Origin of the sequence: Winogradskyella sp. HaHa_3_26 (genome assembly GCF_019278425.1) — a bacterium.
In the GTDB taxonomy this organism is placed as follows: domain Bacteria; phylum Bacteroidota; class Bacteroidia; order Flavobacteriales; family Flavobacteriaceae; genus Winogradskyella; species Winogradskyella undariae.
The window spans coordinates 987,501-1,005,086 of sequence record NZ_CP058981.1 but is presented as its reverse complement, the minus strand read 5'-3'; the positions used below and the strand labels follow the sequence as shown (position 1 = coordinate 1,005,086).

Sequence of the window (17,586 nt, the reverse complement as noted above, 5' to 3'; positions counted from 1 at the left end):
GGATATGAATTTTAGTTTTCTTAAGCCCGTGTCAGACGCAGTTTTGGCTCATAATGAACTAACTGCACAGCAGGCGCTAGGAAAAAAAATAAAAGTCCATTCTCGCCAAAATGGAATACCTGATTTAGAAGGTGTACAGGTGGCTATTATAGGTGTTTTAGAAAATAGAAATGACGTAAATTATATAGGGAATCCTATTAATCTCGATTCAATTCGAAAAACACTTTATACGTTATTTCCTGGGAATTGGCATACCACACTTGCCGATCTTGGAGATATAGAACCAGGAGAAACTGTAGAAGATACCTATTTTGCTATCCGAACAGCTATTACTGGTTTGGTAGAGAATCGAGTTATCCCTATCATCATAGGAGGTAGTCAAGATCTTACTTATCCAACTTATCGTGCTTACGATGAATTATTACCAATGGTAAACGTTGTTAGTGTAGATACAAACTTCGATTTAGGGGATGCTAATCTTCCTATTAAAAATAATAGTTACATTGGTAAAGTAATTGTAGAAGAGCCATATAACCTCTTTAATTACACAGCTATTGGTTATCAAACCTATTTTAATTCTCAAGAAGAAATAGATCTTTTAGAAAAATTGTACTTTGAGGCCTATCGTTTAGGTGAGATTTCTGGAGATATTAGTAAAGTTGAGCCGTTAATGCGAGATGCTCACATTGTTTCCGTAGATTTAAAGTCTATTAGAGCTTCAGAGGTTAGTGACAGCCAAAAATATTCACCAAATGGTTTTTCCGGCAAAGAGATATGTGCTATTAGTAGATACGCGGGTATAAGTAACAAAGTCTCTTCATTTGGGATTTATGAATACAATGGGTCTAAAAATGACAGTGCAACTTCGATGCTAGTTGCTCAAATGATCTGGTATTTTATAGAAGGAGTTAATTGTCGTGTGAAAGATGATGATTTTCATAATCAAGATCATTATCAGAAATTTAACGTTTTGGTTGAGAATGATGAGTTAATTTTCTTCAAAAGCCTAAAAACTGGACGTTGGTGGATTGAAATTCCATTTTTGCCAAATGTTAATAATAAATTAAAAAAGCATACGTTATTACCTTGCATGCATTCAGATTATATAAATGCTACTCACGGAGAAATTCCAGAGCGTTGGTATAAGGCATATCAGAAAAATAGCTTCTAAAATAAACGCTTTGTCGGACTTTAACACTTTTTGAATCGACGAAATGCTTATTTTTAGGGTAAAGTGCAAAAAAAATTTAAAAAAAGTTGTTTATTCGGAAATATATAAATATGTTTACGACCTCAAAAATAATAAGGACTAATTTAACCTAGAGTTACTATGAATATTAAGAAGTTTATTTTACTAACCGCAGTACTACTTATGGTAGCCAGTTGTAATTCTGGAGACCGTGGACAATTAGTAGGCGTACAAGGTAAGCAGTGGCACCCAGAAAAGCCCTATGGAATGACATTGGTACCTGGAGGAGCATTTATTATGGGTAAATCAGATGATGATTTAGCTGGAGTACAAGATGCCCCAACAAAAACAGCTACAGTTCGTGCATTTTATATGGATGAAACTGAGATTACAAATAGCGAGTATCGCCAATTTGTAGAATGGGTAAGAGATTCAACGCTTAGATTAAAATTAGCTGAAATGGCTGACTTAGAAGGTAAGACACCAGGTAGTGGTGATATCGGAGAGTTTGCTTATTTAGATGCTGATCCAGAAAATCTTAATGCTTATGAAAGCTATATGGTAAATACCTATGGTAATGAGCAAAGAAAAATTAATCGCGATGCAGATTTAATCTTCAATACAGATGAGTATCCAGATGAGTTATATGCAGAAGTAATGGACGGTATGTACTTACCATTAGAAGAGTCTTATAATGGTCAACGTACTTGGGATGTTAAGCAATTTAAATTCCAGTATACTTACATGGATATTCAAAAAGCAGCGAAAGACAGAGGTTTAAAACGTTCTGAGGTTATTGTTCAACAAGAAGTCGAAATTTATCCAGACACAACTGCTTGGATTAGAGATTTTGCTTATTCTTATAATGAGCCAATGCATAATGATTATTTCTGGCATGATGCTTATGGAGATTATCCTGTTGTAGGTGTATCTTGGAAACAAGCACAAGCTTTTTGTCAGTGGAGAACACAATATCATAATGCAGATAGAAAGAAAAGAGGACAACAAGCTGTAAACTCTTATAGATTACCATCTGAAGCAGAATGGGAGTATGCTGCTCGTGGAGGTTTACAAGGAGCAACTTACCCTTGGGGTGGACCTTACACTAAAAATGACAGAGGTTGTTTTATGGCAAACTTTAAACCAATGAGAGGTGATTATGCAGCTGATCAAGCATTATATACAGTTGAAGCGGATTCTTATGATCCTAATGATTTCAATTTATATAATATGGCTGGTAACGTTTCAGAATGGGTAAATGGTTCATACGATCCTGCATCATATGAATATGCTTCATCAATAAATCCAAATGTAAATGATCCTGATAATGCACGTAAAGTCGTTAGAGGTGGATCTTGGAAAGATGTTGCTTATTACTTACAAGTAAGCTCAAGAGATTACGAATATGCAGATTCTGCAAGAAGTTACATCGGATTCAGAACCGTACAAGATTATATGGGAACTGAAGTAACTCAAAACGCAGCAACAAACTAACTTAACTTTAACTTAAATATTAATCCATAATGAGTGTTAATTAACCAAGCTCATTAGAAAACAAAAAAACTTAAAATCATGGCAAAAAAGAAATTATCAGTAATGAATATGGTCTATGGACTAGGAGCAGCAATTGTAATTGTAGGTGCATTATTCAAAATTCAACACTGGCCTTACGGTTCAGCTATCCTTACATTAGGTATGGTTGTAGAAGCGCTTGTATTTATTATATCTGCTTTTGAAAAGCAAGGAGATGATTTAGATTGGTCATTAGTATACCCAGAATTAGCAGGAGGTGAATCTTTAGGAGGTAAAAAGAGCGTTAAAGCAATTGAAGAGCCAAAAGAAGCTGATGGTATGTTATCTAAAAAATTAGATAATTTATTAAAAGATGCTAAAATTGATGGTGCTCTTATGGCAAGCTTAGGAGATAGTATTAAAAACTTCGAAGGTGCTGCAAAAGGTATTTCTCCAACAGTAGATTCAATGGCTGCACAAAAGAAATATAGTGAAGAAATGACTTTAGCTGCTGCACAAATGGAATCATTAAATAGTCTTTATAAAGTACAAGTTGATAGTGCAAACCGTCAAGCTGCAATTAATGAAGAAGCTGTAGAAAATGCAACTAAATTAAAAGAGCAAATGCAATCATTAGCGTCTAACTTATCATCTTTAAATGGTGTTTATGGAGGTATGTTAACTGCAATGAACAAAAACTAATTGGTTTTTATAATCATATTAATTAATAATAATTAAAAACTAATTAGAAAATGGCAGGAGGAAAACAGTCCGCAAGACAAAAAATGATTAACCTGATGTATTTGGTATTTATTGCAATGATTGCAATGACTGCAAGTAAGGAAATATTATCAGCATTTAGTCTTTTTGATAAGAAATTTGAAAACGCAAATGAATTAGCTGTAAATTCAAATACAACCTTATTAAAAGGTTTAGAAAAACAAGCTGAAGAAAAACCAAATGAATTTGGTGTAACGTATAATAATGCGAAAAAGATCAGTTCTTTATCTGATGAATTTTACACGTTTTTAGAAGTTCAAAAGAAAATGATCTTGGACAAAGGTGGATATGCAGAAGAGTATAAAGAAAAAGGACTATTGCCAGCTGAAAAGATGGATAAGGGTACTGTATTAGATGAAGCGTGGTTTACTGGTGACCGTTTAACAAAAGATGGTGATGCGTTTGTTGCTAGAATTGAAAAGTATAAATCAGATATTAGAAATGTTTTAGGTGAAGATGTAGCTTTTAATCCAGCGAAAGAAACACTTGAAGCCCGTTTTACTACTGCTGAAATGAAAGACAAGGACGGTAATAACCAAAGTTGGTTAGAGTATAATTTTAAGAATTTTCCAGCTGTAGCATCATATACTAAGCTTACGGCTATGCAGAATGATATTAAAAGTACTGAAGCTAACCTTTACAATGTGTTTTTAGGTAACACAGTCGATGAAGTAACATCTTTGAAGAACTATACAGCTATTGTAATTCCAGATAAAAATGCTTTTTTTGCAGGTGAAACATTTACAGGTAGAGTTGTTCTTGGTAAGTATGCTAACGTAATCCCAACTAAATTAAAAGTTGGAGATAACGAATTAGATTTAAATAGAGAAAATGCAATTGACTCTACAGGAGCTGCACGTATCGAATTTAAAGTTGGTAATGTTGGTGAACATGATATTAATGGTCAGTTTACTTTTTCAGAGAAAGGTCAAGATTTACCAATCGATTTTACAGGTCAATACGTAGTAGTACCAAGACCAAATTCTGCAACTATTTCTGCAGATAAGATGAACGTTGTTTATCGTGGTGTTGCTAACCCAATGACTATTTCTTTTGCAGGTGTTCCTGACAATAAAGTAAGAGCTACAGGTGCAGGTCTTAAGCCAGCAGGTAATGGTAAATATCTTATGAACCCTGGTTCTGGTAGAGAAGTAACAATTAGTGTTACTGCTACATTAGACGATGGATCTCCAGCAAGTGATAAAAAGACATTTAGAATTAAAGATATCCCTCAACCTACTGGTACTATTTCTGGTAAAGATGGTTTAGTTAAATTACCTAAACGTAACCTAGAAATAGGTACAATTGGTGCTAAATTGGATGATTTTGTATTCGATTTACCTATAAGTGTAACTTCATTTAAAGTTAAGGTTCCTGGTCAACCAACAGTTATTGTTGCAGGTACTAAAATGAATAGCCAAGCTAAATCAGCAATTGGTAGAGCACGTTCTGGTGATGTTGTTACTATCTTTGATATTAAAGCTAAGATTACAGGTAATTCTAGTTATAACTTAAAAGGTGTATCACCTATAGCTGTAGAGGTTTCTAACTAATTAAAATATTTAATAGGTTATTATCCTTAAAAGAAAATCCCAAATTATAATAAAAAATAAGATGAATTTAAAAAGCTTTTTATGTATAGGAATAGGTGTATTAGCCGCAAACACTATGTTTGCTCAAGCTAATATCCTAAATGCAAAAATACCTGAAGAAATAGGTATGAAAACTGAAGCCCAGTTACTTCTAGATAACGACAAGCCTTTAGAATATGGATATGTTGGAGATAGAGATATCTTATTTTCTAAAATGACTTGGGAAAAGATTGTTTTAGATGAACGCGCTAACTTTCCTTTATATTTTCCAATAGAAGATAATTTAGGTGAAGATAGAAAGTCTTTATACATGGTGTTAATGCAAAGTATTAATGACGGTATTATACCAAAGGTATATGCTGATCCATACTTTACAGAAGAACGTACTATGGAAGATCTTGCTCCTTCATTAAGGAAAGAGGAAATTACTAATGAAGGAATTGATTGGATGAACGCCGAAGGTGTTTCAGACACATCTTTAATTCCTGAAGAGTATGTGATTCGTAGAGAGATCGGACCTGCAGATATTAATTCTTATTTAATAAAAGGATTATGGTATTTTGATAAACGTCAAGGTGAATTAAAATATCGTATATTAGGTATTGCTCCTGCAGCACCAGATGTTAACTTTATTGATTCTGATGATGAAGCTAATAAAGAACCTATCGGATTATTTTGGGTATTTTATCCAGAAATAAGAGAGATTCTTCATGATGCTAAAGCATTCAACAATAAGAATAGCGCTGTGCCATTATCTTTCGATCATTTATTAAATAGTAGACGTTTCAGTGGAGTTATCTACAAAGAAGCTAATATTTATGGTGATAGAGAAGTAAAGGATTATGTTGCAGAAAATTCATTAATGCAACTATTAGAATCTGAACGTATCAAGGATAGAATTAGAAACTTTGAACAAGATATGTGGAGCTATTAATTAGCTTAACATAAAAGATATAAACGCCCACTTTTTAAGTGGGCGTTTTTTATTTATAAATCTTTCAGTCATATTTTTTTAATTATAAAACAAAAATAGACTACCACCTGTACAGTAATGACTAACATTTATTTACTTTTGTAACTATGAAAGAAGTTAATTATATTGTTGTAGGCTGTGGTTTAGCTAGCATATCGTTTTGTGAAGAATTAAGAGCCAATAACAAGACTTTTATTGTGTTTGATGATCAATCACAGAAATCTTCTGTAGTTGCAGCAGGCTTATATAATCCTGTTATTTTAAAACGTTTTTCAGCCGTTTGGAAAGCAAAAGAACAATTAGCATTGTCTGCTCCACGTTATGCTAAAATTGAGGACGATTTAAATATAAAATTCGATTATAGGTTACCTATTTTAAGACGTTTTATTTCTATTCAAGAACAAAATAAATGGTTTAGTGCTTCAGATAAACCGTTATTAGAGCTTTATCTATCTACTAATCTTGTAAAAAATAACAATTCTTTTGTAGATGCTAACTTTGGATTCGGTGAAGTTTTGCATGCAGGACGTTTAGATACAGAAACACTCATTACAAATTATAGACATTTTTTAATAACTAACGATAGTTTTATTGGCACTTCTTTTGTTCATGATAAGATGGAGTTTGTAGATGAAGAGATTCATTATGAAAACATAAAAACAAAGCAGATTGTATTTGCAGAAGGATTTGGAGTAAAGAATAACCCTTATTTTCATAATATACCACTTGCGGGTTCTAAAGGAGAAATATTAAAGATAAAAGCACCAGATTTAAAAATTGATTATGCTATAAAATCCTCAGTATTTGTAATTCCATTAGGTGATGATTTGTATAATGTTGGTGCGACGTATAATAATGAAGATAAAACAAATACACCTACAGAATTAGCTAAAGAAGAGCTGATTTCTAAATTAAAAACCTTTATCACTTGCGATTTCGAAATTATAGAACACATCGCAGGTGTTAGACCAACGGTTAAAGATCGTAGACCTTTAGTTGGTAGACATGCTCAATATAAAAATTTATATGTACTTAATGGTTTAGGAACAAGAGGCGTTATGATTGCACCTTATGTTTCTAATCAATTATTTAGGTTAATTGAACATGGTGAAGACTTAGAAAATGAAATAGATATTTCGCGCTTTAATTAATTAAAGCGTTTTATTTTTTGATTTTTCGACTAAATCCTTATCGTAACTCATAAAAATGTTTATCCATATATTACGAGATAACCTCATAATAACAGGCATAAAAGCAATTAATGTTACTACAATTGCAACAAATGCTGTGGTTAAAGAAAGTTCTAGAATTACAAAAGTTATAATGAAAGCTGCAACTGCAAATGCTACTGCTACTGCATAACTTACGTACATAGAGCCGTAGAAAAAAGAAGGTTCTATTTCATATTTTGTGTGACAATGAGAACATTCTTTGTGCATTTTAACAACATCTGTAAGTACATAAGGATTTTTATTAATGTACATAGATTCTTGGTGACATTTAGGACAAGCACCAAAAAGAATACTATAAAGTTTCATTCCTTTTCTAATCATAACTAAAACCTTTATTTTTGCGCTTTTTACAAGCAAGGCAAAGATAAAATTTTATTGCTTACTCACTGTAACAATTGTAACTCAAAAAGCAATTGAATTATTTATAAAACTTATGCTAAACATTCACAATCTTTCTATATCATTTCAAGGAGAATATCTATTTGAAGAAATCACTTTTAAACTAGGTCCTGGAGATCGTATTGGTTTAATCGGTAAAAATGGAGCTGGTAAATCTACCATGCTTAAAATTTTATCTAAAGAACAAGAACCAGATACGGGGCAAATTGCTGCAGATAAAGATATGCGAATCGGATTCTTAAAACAGGATATTGATTTCGATTTAGGGAAAACGGTTCTAGAAGAATCATATGAAGCATTCAAAGAAATTAAAGAATGTGAAACGAAACTCGAAGAGATAAATATTCAATTAGCAGAACGAACAGATTACGAAAGTGAATCTTATCATCAATTGATGATCGATTTAAACGATATTCAGCATAAATACGAAATATTAGGAGGTTATAATTATCAAGGAGAAACGGAAAAAATTCTTCAAGGTTTAGGATTTAAGCGTGAAGATTTTGATAAACTTACCGATACATTTTCTGGTGGTTGGAGAATGCGTATTGAATTAGCAAAGCTTCTTTTACAGAATAATGATTTACTTTTATTAGATGAGCCTACTAACCACTTGGATATCGAATCGATTATTTGGTTAGAGAACTTTTTAAAAGGTTACAGCGGAGCCGTTGTAATTGTATCTCACGATAAAATGTTTTTAGATAATGTAACCAATCGTACTATTGAAATTTCATTAGGACGTATTTATGATTATAGCAAGCCTTACTCACAATTTTTAGTGTTACGTAAGGAAATGAAAACACAACAATTAGCAGCTCAAAAAAATCAAGAAAAACAAATTCAGCAAACTGAAAAGTTGATTGAGAAATTTAGAGCTAAAGCTTCTAAAGCAACAATGGCACAATCTTTAATTAAAAAATTAGATAAGATTGATCGTATTGAAGTTGATGAAGATGATAATAGTGTAATGACTTTAAGTTTTCCTGTTTCTGTAACACCAGGAAAAGTGGTTGTTGAAATTGATAACATATCCAAAAAATATGGTGATTTACAGGTTTTAAATAAAGTAAACTTAGCGGTTCCTAGAAATATGAAAACAGCTTTTGTTGGTCAGAATGGTCAAGGGAAGTCTACATTGGCTAAGATTATTGTAGGTGATATTGAGCACGAAGGAAATTTAAACCTAGGGCATAATGTACAAATTGGTTATTTCGCACAGAATCAAGCAGAATATTTAGATGGTAACAAAACTGTTTTAGATACGATGATAGATGCCGCTAATGAAACCAATAGAAGTAAGGTTAGAGATATTTTAGGATCATTTTTATTTAGAGGATCTGAGGCTGAAAAATATGTTAGAGTACTTTCGGGTGGTGAACGTAACCGTTTAGCTTTGGCTAAATTATTGTTGCAACCTTTAAATGTGCTTATAATGGATGAGCCAACCAATCACTTAGATATTAAATCTAAAAATGTTTTAAAAATAGCTCTACAGAATTTTGAAGGGACTTTAATTTTAGTATCTCACGATAGGGATTTTCTACAAGGATTAACAGATACAGTTTACGAATTTAAAGATCAAAATATTAAACAATACTTAGGTGATATTGATTTTTACTTAGAACAACGTAATCTTGAGAATTTAAGAGAAGCTGAAAAAAGGACGGTAATTGCAAATAAGCCTAAAGAAAGCAATAAGCAGAATTACGAAGACCAAAAGAAATTAAAATCTTTAAATAACAAGTTGAGTAATATTGAATCTAAAATCAATCAACTTGAAAAAGATATAGAAGCTGATGACGCTAAGCTTGCTTCAGATTACGATAAGACAGCTTCAGACCCTAAATTTTTTGATGCTTATCAAACAAAGAAAAAATCTTTAGATAAATTATTAAATGATTGGGAGTTGGTTCAAGCAGATTTAGATAAGTTTTCTTCTTAAGTATTAAGATTATTTTAACGTTTGCACTTCACTATAAAGTTAGTTTTGTAAAATACTTACGACTTTAAGCTTTATGTTGAGAAAAATTATTTTATCCGTTATCGGAGTTGCATTAATTGTTGGTGCATTTTTAGTAGCTAATTATCTAATTGATAATAAGCACAAACCAAAACCTGTAATACCAAAGGTTGTTAAAACAGTACTTGTAGAAACCGTAAAGAACAAAACTGTTCCTATAGTGATTTCTGCAAATGGTAATTTGGTAGCTAAACAACGGGTAGAATTATATTCTGAAGTTCAAGGTATTTTTAAAACGGGGTCTAAATTATTTAAATCAGGTCAGAAATTTAATAAGGGTGAAGCGCTTATTCGCATAGATGCCTCTGAATATTATGCAAGCGTTCAATCTGCAAAAAGTGATTTATATAATAGTATCGCTGCTATTATGCCAGATTTAAGATTAGACTTTCCTGAAGTATTTCAAAAATGGCAGGACTATTTAAATGGGTATAATTTAAATAAAACAACACCGAAACTACCTGAAATTGTAGAAGAGAAAGAAAATTATTTTATAACAGGTCGTGGCATTGTAAGCGCTTATTACAATGTAAAAAACTTAGAACAACGTTTAACAAAATATAGAATTATAGCCCCTTTTTCAGGGATTTTAACAGAAGCCTTAATTACTGAAGGAACTTTTGTTAGAAGTGGTCAGCAGTTGGGTGAGTTCATTAATCCTTCTGTCTATGAAATGGAAGTTGCAATAAGTAAATCTTTTGCAGATATTTTAAAGGAAGGAGAAAGCGTAACGCTAACGAGCTTAGATAACACCAAGCAATATGAAGCTAAAGTGTCTCGTGTTAATGGAAGCATTGATGCAACGACACAAACAATTACAGTTTATATTGAAGTAAAACATGATGACCTTAAAGAAGGTATGTATCTTGAAGCACAACTTAATGCTGAAAAAGTAGAAGATGCAATAGAAATAGATAGAAACTTATTATTAGATAGCGAAGAGGTTTATGTCGTTAGAGATAGCCTATTAGATGTGATTTCTGTAAAACCAGTTCATTTTTCTGATGAAAAGGTTGTTTTAAAGAATGTACCAGATGGTACTATAATTTTAAGAAAACCAGTACCTGGTGCTTATGCTGGTATGCATGTTAAGGCAGCTACTAATCCTACAAATACTGATTCTATTCCATAATGAGAAAACTAATTGAATATTTTATCAGGTATCATGTTGCTGTCAACATTTTAATTATAGCATTTTTTGTTTTCGGAATAATAGGACTTTTATCTCTAAAATCATCTTACTTTCCACTTACAGAAACCAAGATTATAAATATTACTATTGCTTATCCTGGTGCATCTCCACAGGAAATAGAGGAAGGTATTGTGCTTCAAATTGAAGATAACTTAAAAGGTCTTAGAGGTGTTGATCGTGTAACGTCTACATCACAAGAAAATAGTGGTTCTATTACCGTTGAGATTGAAAAAGGTGAGAATATCGATTTCATGCTTCTCGAAGTTAAAAATGCGGTAGATAGAGTGCCAACATTTCCAACAGGTATGGAGCCTTTAGTGGTTTCTAAACAAGAAATTGTTAGAGAAACAATCTCTTTTGCTATCAGTGGAAAAAATATTCCTTTGGTAACATTAAAACAATTGGCCCGTCAGGTAGAAACAGATCTACGTGCAATAGATGGCATTTCTCAAATAGAATTGTCTGGTTTTCCTGAGGAAGAAATTGAGATTGCAGTAAATGAAATAGATTTATTAGCTTATAATATAACATTTAACGAAGTTGCAGAAGCAGTAACTAAAGCCAATATTTTGGTGACAGGTGGTAATGTAAAAACAGATGCTGAAGAGTATTTAATTAGAGCAAATAATAAACAATACTACGGAAGTGAGCTTTCTAATATTGTAGTAAGAGCTTCTTCAGACGGAAAAGTAATTCGACTTAAAGATGTGGCCATTATTAGAGATCGATTTTCAGAAACGCCAAATGCAACTTATTTTAATCAAGAATTAGCAGTAGATATTGCTATTACGAGTACTAATAATGAAGATTTAATTAGTTCTGCAGATAAGATTAATGTTTACATAGAAGAATACAATCAGAAACATTCCAATATACGTTTAGATGTTGTTAGGGATTTATCCATAACACTTATGCAACGTACGCAACTCTTAACAGAAAATGCTATTGTGGGTATGTTGTTAGTATTATTATTTCTATCTATATTTTTAAACATGCGATTAGCGGCATGGGTTGCTTTCGGATTACCTATTTCTTTTTTAGGAATGTTTATGTTTGCTGCTCAATTTGATGTTACTATTAACGTGTTGTCTCTTTTCGGGATGATTATTGTTATTGGTATTTTAGTAGATGATGGTATTGTCATTGCCGAAAATATTTACCAACACTACGAAAAAGGTAAGAGTCCTATTCAAGCTGCTATTGATGGTACAATTGAAGTTATTCCACCTGTAGTTTCAGCAATTATAACAACACTTTTAGCATTCTCATTATTTTTCTTTTTAGACAGTAGGATAGGAGAGTTTTTTAGTGAAGTCGCCGTTATAGTTATATTAACATTAATAGTATCCTTAATTGAAGCACTTATTATTTTACCTGCGCATTTAGCACATTCTAAAGCTTTGAGAGCTCAGAAGGTTGATGAGAATCCTTCAAAAATTAAGCAGTTTTTCTCTTTTATGAGATATATAAATAAAGGAGGTGATATGCTTATGTCTTTTTTAAGAGATAGGGTTTATACACCAATTTTAGATCTTGTTTTAAGATTTAAATTGTTTTCACTTGGTGTTTTCATAGCTTTATTGGTATTAACATTAGGTTCGCTAGGTGGTGGAGTTATCGGAGTAACTATATTTCCTAGAGTAGCAAGTGATGCGGCAAATATAGAATTGGTTATGCCAGCAGGTACTAACGTAAAAATCACAGATTCTATTATTTCTTTAATAGAGGAAAAATCGTTTATTGTAAATCAAGAATTAACTAAAAAATATTTAAAAGGGACAGGTAAACAACTCTTCGAAAATACGATTGTAGATATTAGTAGTAGTTCTAGCGCAAGACTTAGAATTAATTTGTTACCAGGAGAAGAACGCCCAGACGCTATAAAATCTAATTTAATTACAGATCGATTAGAAGAATTAGTAGGTCCTGTAATTGGTACAGAACGTCTTATTTATGGTTCTGGTGGGAATTTTGGTGGTAGTCCAGTATCGGTTTCTTTATTAAGTAATAATATAGAAGAATTAAAAGCTTCTAAACTAGAGCTTAAAAAGTACATGCAAACAAATCCACTACTTAAAGATATTGGAGATAATGATCCTGCAGGTATTAAAGAGATTCGTTTAGAATTAAAAGAAAGCGCTTATTTGTTAGGGTTAGACTTACAAACTGTAATGTCTCAAATACGTTCTGGTTTCTTTGGTGCTCAAGCACAAAGGTTTCAACGTGGTCAAGATGAAATTAAAGTTTGGGTACGTTACGATAAAACCAATAGAAGTTCTATCAACGATTTAGATGCTATGAGAATTGTAACACCAACAGGTGAGCGTGTAACTCTTAAGGATATTGCTAATTATACTATTGTTAGAGGGGATGTGGCTATTAATCACTTAGAGGGAAAGCGTGAAATTCAAGTCTATGCAGATTTAAAAGATCCGAGTTCTAGTGCAACTGATATTATTGAAGATATAAAAACAGATTTTATACCACAATTACAATCTAAATACCCAACGATCAATACATCATATGAAGGTCAAAATCGTGAGGCAACTAAATTAACTGATTCATTAAAGTTAGCAGGTCCAATTATTTTAATATTAATATATATTACAATTGCCTTTACTTTTAGAAGTTATTCGCAACCGTTTTTGTTACTGCTATTAATTCCATTTAGTTTAACAGCAGTAGCTTGGGGACATTGGTTATTAGATTTTCAGGTTAATGTTTTATCATTATTAGGTATTATAGCCTTGATTGGTATTATGGTTAATGACGGTTTAGTACTCATTGGTAAATTTAATAGTAATTTAAAAGAAGGTATGGCCTTTGATTTAGCACTATCTGAAGCAGGTAAGTCTAGATTTAGAGCTATATTTTTAACCTCATTAACAACAATAGCAGGTTTAGCACCTTTATTATTAGAGAAAAGTAGACAAGCACAATTTTTAAAACCAATGGCAATATCTATTTCTTTCGGAATAGCTTATGCTACGATTTTAACATTATTAGTATTACCATTATTTTTATCATTTAGTAATACTATTAAAGCTAAAAGTAAATGGTTAGCGACAGGAAAAGAGGTAACAAAAGAAGAAGTAGAACGTGCAATTAAAGAAAAACAAGAAGAAAATGAGCACTAAATATAAATTGATAGCCTTATTTCTATTGTTTGGATTAGGTATTGAAGCGCAAGAAGTTTTAACCAAAGAAGAAGCAGTAGCATTAGCATTAGAAAATAATTACGGAGTAAAAATCGCAAAAAATGCCGTTACCGTTGCTGAGAATAATACTAGTATTCTTAACACAGGATTTTTACCTACTGTTACGGGTGGTGCAGGCGCAAACTATAATTTAGATAACACAGAGGCCGAATTCTCTGATGGGTCTACAACAGTATTAAACGGTGTAGAGAGCTCTAATTACAATGCTAGCGTAAGTTTGAATTATACACTTTTTGACGGTTTAGGAAGACGTTATAATTATAAACGGTTAAAAGAGCAGTATCAGTTATCAGAACTTCAAGCAAGAGAAACTATAGAGAATACAATGCTACAGTTGTTTGCTGTGTATTATAATGTGGCGCAATTGACCGATAATTTAAATACGCTAGAGGAGACTTTAAATATTACTAAAGACAGATTGATTAGAGCAGAATATCAATTCGAATATGGCCAAAACACAAAATTAGAAGTTTTAAATGCCGAAGTTGATATTAATAGTGATAGTATCAATATCATTAATATTAAACAAGAAATAAAAAATGCGAAACGCGATTTAAAACTCGTCTTAGGTGAAACTTATACTACAGATTACAATGTTGAAACAGAAGTAGAGTTTACCCTACAATTTCAAAAAGATAGCTTATTTGAAAAAGCAAAGTCTAGAAATGTAGCCTTATTGCAAACTGAAAGAAATATAGCAATAAGTCAATTAGATATTAATTCTGGTCAATCAGCATATCTACCAACAATTGGTTTAGTTGGTTCTTACGGTTGGAATAAGAACAATAATAACGCAGCTTCCTTTGTGTCTGTTTCTACCAGTACAGGTTTATCAGGAGGTTTAAATTTAAGTTGGGATTTGTTTGATGGAGGATCTACGATTACAACCGTTAGAAATGCCAAAGTGAATTTAGAAACTCAAAAACTAGAGAAGGAAAATATTTTATTGAGTATAGAGCGTGATTTCAATAATGCTTGGGATAATTATTTAAACAAGTTAGAAATCTATAATATTCAAGAGAAAAATATACTAACTGCTGAAAATAATTTTGAGCGTACTCGTGAAAAATTTAATATAGGTCAGGTTAATTCAATAGAGTTTAGACAAGCACAACTTAATTTATTAAGTGTAGAGTTAAGTAGAAATACTGCTAAATTTGATGCTAAATTATCAGAATTAGATGTGCTTCAAATAAGCGGTGAATTACTAAACTTCCAATTATAGATAATTAAAATATGGTTGAATATTTTTTTCAATGTCCATATTGCTGGGAAGGGATCTCAATGCTTATTGATAGATCTCAAACAACTCAAAGTTATATTGAAGATTGTGAGACCTGCTGTAATCCTATACAAATTACTGTACATATCGAAAACCAAGAAATCACAAGTTTTCAAGCAGAAAATATAGAGCAATAGTATGGTTCATGTAATTAATAATTCTCTAACTTCAATATAATTTATGTATTTCGTCGAATAAATTTGCTTTTAATAGTGTTTGAGTTTATATTCGTGCTGTTATTGTGTCCCTCCACAAAAATCAATCACTATGAAGACACTAAAAATAACCTTATTATTCTGCCTAATTTCTGTATTCTCATTTGCAGAAGTTTCACAAAAACAAAAATCTGCACTTGTTGATTTATACAACGCTACCAATGGCGATGCATGGAATAACTCATGGGATTTAGATCAACCTGTATCAGATTGGTATGGAATAGCCATAGAAAATGAAGAAGTTGTATCTATAGATTTAATGTTTAATAATTTAACTGGATATTTACCTGAGTCAATTTCAGAATTAACAAGTTTAAAAAATCTTAATTTAGCTTTCAATAATTTAGAAGGCGAATTACCTGATGCTTTAATTAGTTTAATTAATTTAGAAGAATTGAAACTATTTTCTAATCGATTTAGTGGAGAAATACCTTTCAAAATAGGAAATTTAAAAAAGTTAGTATCTATTGAATTATATAATAATGACTTTGTAGGAGAAATACCTTCTTCTATAGGAAAGCTACCTAAACTAGAAAAATTAATGTTGAGTAGTAACCAATTACAAGGTCGCTTACCATCAAGTCTATCAAGTTTAAATTCGTTAAAGGTATTAAGTCTATTCGATAATAACTTGTTAGGAACGATTCCTTCGTCTATTGGAGGATTATCTAAACTTGAAGAATTAGTATTATCTAATAATGCTTTTTACGGTGAATTACCAAATGAATTAGCACAACTTACAAATTTAAAGACATTACTATTAGGTCAAAATCAATTTAAAGGAAACTTTGCAGTCCTTAGATCTAAGTTGCCAAATATTGTTGACTTTGACTTGGAAGACAGTAATAGTAAGGGTTCATTAGCAACATTAGATGCTGAAGAGGATTAATTATTAGCCATGATAATTATAAAAAAAGTGCTCAATAAAAATTATTGAGTATTTTTTTTGTTTTTTTCTTTGTCAATTGGAAATAAGTTGTATCTTTGCAGTCCCAAAACAATACATCGGCATTATGAACCGAAAGTTAAAAGCTAAAGATATTGTTTTTTGAATACACATCGCGGGATAGAGCAGTAGGTAGCTCGTCGGGCTCATAACCCGAAGGTCACTGGTTCGAGTCCAGTTCCCGCTACTAAGTAAGAGTAATCAGAAATGGTTACTCTTTTTTTTGTTCAAATCTATTAAGATTGAAGTTCCTGTTTCTTTATGGTTAAAATGCTATTTTCAGAAGCTTGTTCTTCTTGTTGCTTCACAAACTATTTTTTATTGTAATACCTTAATTGTGGTAAAATCACTTTGTCTTTACATTAAGCATTTTATAACTTATCTTAATTCTTTAAAGTGACAATATTCTTTAAAGTGACAATTCTTATATCTATAATTTTTCGGGCATTTCGCTTTTGCTTTAAAGGAAGCAAAAGCGCCGCGTCATCCGCTATATCTTTTTTTAGAAGATGCATTTCTAATAGAATAATGCCTTACCTATATATAGTAGGTTTATTATTTAATAGTATAAGGAATAAAAAAAGGATGCCGCTATTACCGCTAATGCAGGCATATCGTATAGAAGAATAAGACAAGTACATTATAAAACGAAGCCAGAGTAGGCGTATAGCAGATAAAAACTACAAAATCAATAAATCTTCAGAAGTTAAATAACAGACAACAAGCGGGTTAAAAGTTTATCAGAAATAAACCCTAAAAAAACCTTGTCAGTTTAAAAAAGGGATCTATATTTGCACCCCGAAACAAAAACGATAAGTTTGGTTTCAATCCGTTCATTGTCAGATAATTTTATTTAGAAAAAGCGATTAAAATCTTTTTCAAATTAAAGTTGTGGGAATGGAAAAAGGGTTTTATATTTGCACCCGCTTAACAAAACAACGTTAAGTTAGAGTAAAGAAACAAGTTCATTAACATATTGAATTGACAGCGTAAGAATCAACTGGAAACGGTTGATTTAAAACAAGAGAATAAA

General features: G+C 31.7%; 13 protein-coding genes and 1 tRNA gene. 13 read left to right on the top strand and 1 reads right to left on the bottom strand.

Going from position 1 to position 17,586, the window contains the following annotated elements; genetic code table 11:
• Window positions 1-4 precede the first annotated feature (4 nt).
• From H0I32_RS04400 to H0I32_RS04375, 6 genes are all read left to right on the top strand, one after another.
• On the top strand, window positions 5-1,171 hold the full coding sequence (locus tag H0I32_RS04400; protein ID WP_179312896.1) for a formimidoylglutamase: 1,167 nt from the start codon (window positions 5-7) through the stop codon (window positions 1,169-1,171).
• A 159-nt stretch (window positions 1,172-1,330) separates the two neighbouring features.
• Window positions 1,331-2,683 (top strand): gliding motility lipoprotein GldK, encoded by a 1,353-nt coding sequence (gldK, locus tag H0I32_RS04395; protein ID WP_173587362.1) that lies wholly within the window; start codon window positions 1,331-1,333, stop codon window positions 2,681-2,683.
• Between the two features lie 78 nt (window positions 2,684-2,761).
• The gene (gene gldL / locus H0I32_RS04390; RefSeq protein ID WP_173587363.1) at window positions 2,762-3,403 is read left to right on the top strand and encodes a gliding motility protein GldL; all 642 of its coding nucleotides are present in this window, start codon (window positions 2,762-2,764) and stop codon (window positions 3,401-3,403) included.
• 50 nt (window positions 3,404-3,453) lie between these two features.
• Window positions 3,454-5,034: a gliding motility protein GldM gene (gene gldM / locus H0I32_RS04385; protein ID WP_179312897.1), complete on the top strand. Its 1,581-nt coding sequence runs from the start codon at window positions 3,454-3,456 to the stop codon at window positions 5,032-5,034.
• Window positions 5,035-5,095: 61 nt separating this feature from the next.
• On the top strand, window positions 5,096-6,007 hold the full coding sequence (gene gldN / locus H0I32_RS04380) for a gliding motility protein GldN (protein ID WP_173587365.1): 912 nt from the start codon (window positions 5,096-5,098) through the stop codon (window positions 6,005-6,007).
• Window positions 6,008-6,153: 146 nt separating this feature from the next.
• Complete coding sequence (locus H0I32_RS04375; protein ID WP_179312898.1) at window positions 6,154-7,197, top strand: NAD(P)/FAD-dependent oxidoreductase; 1,044 nt, start codon at window positions 6,154-6,156, stop codon at window positions 7,195-7,197.
• On the opposite strand, the gene H0I32_RS04370 is transcribed toward H0I32_RS04375, so the two are convergent.
• Window positions 7,198-7,599: a DUF983 domain-containing protein gene (locus H0I32_RS04370; RefSeq protein WP_173587367.1), complete on the bottom strand. Its 402-nt coding sequence runs from the start codon at window positions 7,597-7,599 to the stop codon at window positions 7,198-7,200.
• Window positions 7,600-7,711: 112 nt separating this feature from the next.
• Between H0I32_RS04370 and H0I32_RS04365 the strand changes: the two genes are divergently transcribed.
• From H0I32_RS04365 to H0I32_RS04335, 7 genes are all read left to right on the top strand, one after another.
• On the top strand, window positions 7,712-9,622 hold the full coding sequence (locus tag H0I32_RS04365; protein WP_173587368.1) for an ABC-F family ATP-binding cassette domain-containing protein: 1,911 nt from the start codon (window positions 7,712-7,714) through the stop codon (window positions 9,620-9,622).
• A 76-nt stretch (window positions 9,623-9,698) separates the two neighbouring features.
• The gene (locus H0I32_RS04360; protein ID WP_179312934.1) at window positions 9,699-10,832 is read left to right on the top strand and encodes an efflux RND transporter periplasmic adaptor subunit; all 1,134 of its coding nucleotides are present in this window, start codon (window positions 9,699-9,701) and stop codon (window positions 10,830-10,832) included.
• Window positions 10,832-14,029, top strand: a complete 3,198-nt coding sequence (locus tag H0I32_RS04355; RefSeq protein WP_179312899.1) for an efflux RND transporter permease subunit — start codon at window positions 10,832-10,834, stop codon at window positions 14,027-14,029. The genes H0I32_RS04360 and H0I32_RS04355 overlap by 1 nt, the downstream gene beginning before the upstream one ends.
• On the top strand, window positions 14,019-15,335 hold the full coding sequence (locus H0I32_RS04350) for a TolC family protein (protein ID WP_179312900.1): 1,317 nt from the start codon (window positions 14,019-14,021) through the stop codon (window positions 15,333-15,335). Before H0I32_RS04355 ends, H0I32_RS04350 begins: the two co-directional genes overlap by 11 nt.
• An 11-nt stretch (window positions 15,336-15,346) precedes the next feature.
• Window positions 15,347-15,529: a CPXCG motif-containing cysteine-rich protein gene (locus H0I32_RS04345; RefSeq protein WP_179312901.1), complete on the top strand. Its 183-nt coding sequence runs from the start codon at window positions 15,347-15,349 to the stop codon at window positions 15,527-15,529.
• Window positions 15,530-15,659: 130 nt separating this feature from the next.
• The gene (locus H0I32_RS04340) at window positions 15,660-16,496 is read left to right on the top strand and encodes a Two component regulator three Y domain protein (RefSeq protein WP_179312902.1); all 837 of its coding nucleotides are present in this window, start codon (window positions 15,660-15,662) and stop codon (window positions 16,494-16,496) included.
• A 171-nt stretch (window positions 16,497-16,667) separates the two neighbouring features.
• Window positions 16,668-16,740 (top strand) — tRNA-Met (locus tag H0I32_RS04335).
• The last annotated feature ends 846 nt before the right edge of the window (window positions 16,741-17,586 follow it).